Raw genomic sequence first — 2,799 nt, forward strand, 5'->3', positions numbered from 1 at the left:
CTGAAATCTTTGTTGCCACCCACGATGAAGCACTCAAGAGGGCCGCTGCCCTGGAGAAGGGCAGCGACGTATCCGGCGCCGCGGTACGGATCCCGGGAATCAGCGATTTCGAAGTAGAACAACTCGGCGACCTCGCGGGCACGGCCGTGCACGCAGGCGGGGCCGACTATGAGCTTGCTTTGGTGGACGTCACCAGCGACGCCTTGCTGGGCGTCCCGGAAGCGATGGTGCGTGCCCTGTCTGAGCTCCTTAGCTACGAGACCGAAGGCGAAGGGAACGTCCTCGACGACGTCGCCGAACGCTGGGCGGCCCAAGAGGACATGCCCTTTGATGCCCAACAGGCCCGCCTGTACGTCCAGCAGTTGGCGGCCCTCGCGAGCGACGTCGAAAAGGCCGAACGGGGCGGTCTCTACGTCTGGTCCGCTGAGCAGTAATCCCGCAGAAAAGCCGCCGCACGGACCGCGTGTTCGAAATACTGTCCGCCATCTGGCACAATGGACAGGTACTCGATCCGCGCGGCCCCTCTCTCCGTGTGTGCATCTTGTCCTTGGAACCCTCAAGTATGGCCCGCCCCACGGGTGCAGAACGACGGGCTCAACCCCGTTTCAGAAACAGGAGTGACCACAAAAGTGGCCGTAAAGATTCGCCTTAAGCGCTTCGGTAAGATGCGCGCACCGTACTACCGCATCGTCGTCATGGACTCCCGCGCCAAGCGCGATGGCCGTGCGATTGAAGAAATCGGCAAGTACCACCCCACCGAAGAGCCCTCGTACATCGAGGTTGTCTCCGAGCGTGCACAGTACTGGCTGTCCGTCGGCGCCCAGCCGACCGAGCAGGTTGCCGCGATCCTCAAGATCACCGGTGACTGGCAGAAGTTCAAGGGCCTCCCGGGCCAGGAAGGCACGCTGAAGACCAAGGTCGCCAAGCCTGCTTTCGTTGCACCGGAGAAGGGTTCCGTCATCATTCCGGAAGCCATCACCAAGAAGGCCAAGCAGTCGGAAGCAACTGAAGCTCCCGCTGACGCTGAAGCAGAGACCACCGAGGCTGAGTAAGTTGCTGGCAGAAGCGCTCGAGCACTTGGTCCGCGGGATCGTTGACAGCCCTGAGGACGTCAAGGTCAGTGCCAAGAACAACCGCCGCGGGGAATCCCTCGAGGTGCGCGTTCACCAGGACGACCTCGGACGGGTGATCGGTCGCCAGGGTCGCACCGCACGCGCTTTGCGCACTGTGATTGCGGCATTGGCGGGCGGCGAGCAGGTGCGGGTCGACGTCGTCGACACCGACCGTCGCCGGTAACGCGCTCAGCAATACTTGTCTTAAATCCGGCCCCTTCACCAGATTATGGTGGAGGGGCCGGATTGTTTTACGAGCAAACCCAGCCGTGGGTCCCTCATCCGGGCCCAGCGAAGAAATCAGAGGAACCCCATGCAGCTCCAGGTTGCCCGAATCGGCAAGCCCCACGGAATCCGCGGCGAAGTCACCGTCCAGGTGCTCACCGATGCCCCTGGCGATCGTTTCGTCCCGGGCACCGAATTTGTGGTGGAGCCCGCGAAGGCCGGCCCCTTGACCATCAGCAGCGCCCGGTGGAACAAGGACATCCTATTGCTCGGTTTCGAAGAGATCTCCACGCGCAACCAGGCGGAGGAAATCCGCGGCGCGAAGCTGTTCATCGAGACCGAAGAGCTGGAAGAGGACGACGACGAAGCTGGTACGAGCATGAGCTCGTCGGCCTTGAGGTCCGCGTCGGCTCGCAGACCGTAGGTAAGGTGACCGCGCTCAACACCATGCCGGTCCAGGACCTGCTGGTCATTGAAGACATTGACGGCAAGGAAATCCTGGTGCCCTTCGTCGAAGAGATCGTGCCCGAGGTCAACGTCGAAGACGGCTACGTGTTGCTCACGCCTCCGCCGGGGCTCTTCGAACTGAACACTGATGCTTCCGGCACCGATACGGAAGAGGACGACGCTGAAACCAAGGATGGCGCCTAAATGCGCATTGATGTCGTCAGCATCTTTCCCGAGTACCTGGCGCCGCTTGAGCTTTCCCTCATAGGCAAGGCCCGCCAGGATGGGCTCTTGGAGGTCAATGTCCATGACTTGAGGGCCTTCACCACCGACAAACACCGCACCGTGGACGACACTCCGTATGGTGGCGGTGCGGGCATGGTCATGAAGGCCGAGCCCTGGGCCCAGGCCTTGGAATCCATTGCCTTTGCACAAAATGCCGAAGTTGGAACTGCCGCGCCTGAGCGCTCGTCGGACGCGCCGGCGAAAAAGCCGGTCCTGATTGTGCCGTCGCCCGCGGGGGAGCGCTTCAACCAGGCACTCGCCTATGAGCTCGCCGAGGAAGAGCAGCTCGTTTTCGCCTGCGGCCGCTATGAAGGCATTGACGAACGCGTCATGGAGTGGGCGGCAGGGCACTTCACCGTGCGTCCGGTCAGCTTGGGCGACTATGTCCTCAACGGCGGCGAAGTCGCAGTCCTGGCCATGGTCGAGGCCATCGGACGCCTGCTTCCGGGCGTCGTCGGCAATCCCGAATCCTTGGTGGAGGAATCCCATTCGGACGGCTTGCTGGAATATCCGGTCTACACGAAGCCCTCGTCATGGCGCGATCGTGACGTGCCCGCGGTCCTCTTGAGCGGTAACCACGGGAAGATCGCCCAGTGGCGCCGCCACGAACAGTTCCGCCGCACGGCGGAACGTCGCCCGGACCTCCTCGCAGAGTTCGACGCCGGCCACCTGGCACGTGCGGACCGCACGGCTTTCGGTGAACTCGGGTACGACGTCGTCGATGGCCGGT

The 2,799-nt window shown here is 62.7% G+C and carries 4 protein-coding genes and 1 pseudogene; all 5 read left to right on the forward strand.

Annotation, left to right across the window (positions count from 1 at the left end; all coding sequences use genetic code 11):
• On the forward strand, positions 1–434 hold a 434-nt coding region (locus tag AHiyo1_RS03980; protein WP_059387671.1), incomplete at its 5' end, for a hypothetical protein.
• A gap of 195 nt (positions 435–629) precedes the next feature.
• Positions 630–1,052, forward strand: coding sequence for a 30S ribosomal protein S16 (gene rpsP, locus AHiyo1_RS03985; RefSeq protein ID WP_059387673.1), 423 nt, complete (start codon positions 630–632; stop codon positions 1,050–1,052).
• A gap of 1 nt (position 1,053) precedes the next feature.
• Complete coding sequence (locus AHiyo1_RS03990) at positions 1,054–1,296, forward strand: RNA-binding protein (protein ID WP_028267532.1); 243 nt, start codon at positions 1,054–1,056, stop codon at positions 1,294–1,296.
• A gap of 129 nt (positions 1,297–1,425) precedes the next feature.
• Positions 1,426–1,988: pseudogene (gene rimM / locus AHiyo1_RS03995) on the forward strand (ribosome maturation factor RimM).
• The coding region (trmD, locus tag AHiyo1_RS04000; RefSeq protein ID WP_059387672.1) for a tRNA (guanosine(37)-N1)-methyltransferase TrmD at positions 1,989–2,799 on the forward strand (811 nt) is incomplete at its 3' end.

Origin of the sequence: Arthrobacter sp. Hiyo1 (assembly GCF_001263615.2) — a bacterium.
Taxonomy (GTDB): domain Bacteria; phylum Actinomycetota; class Actinomycetes; order Actinomycetales; family Micrococcaceae; genus Arthrobacter.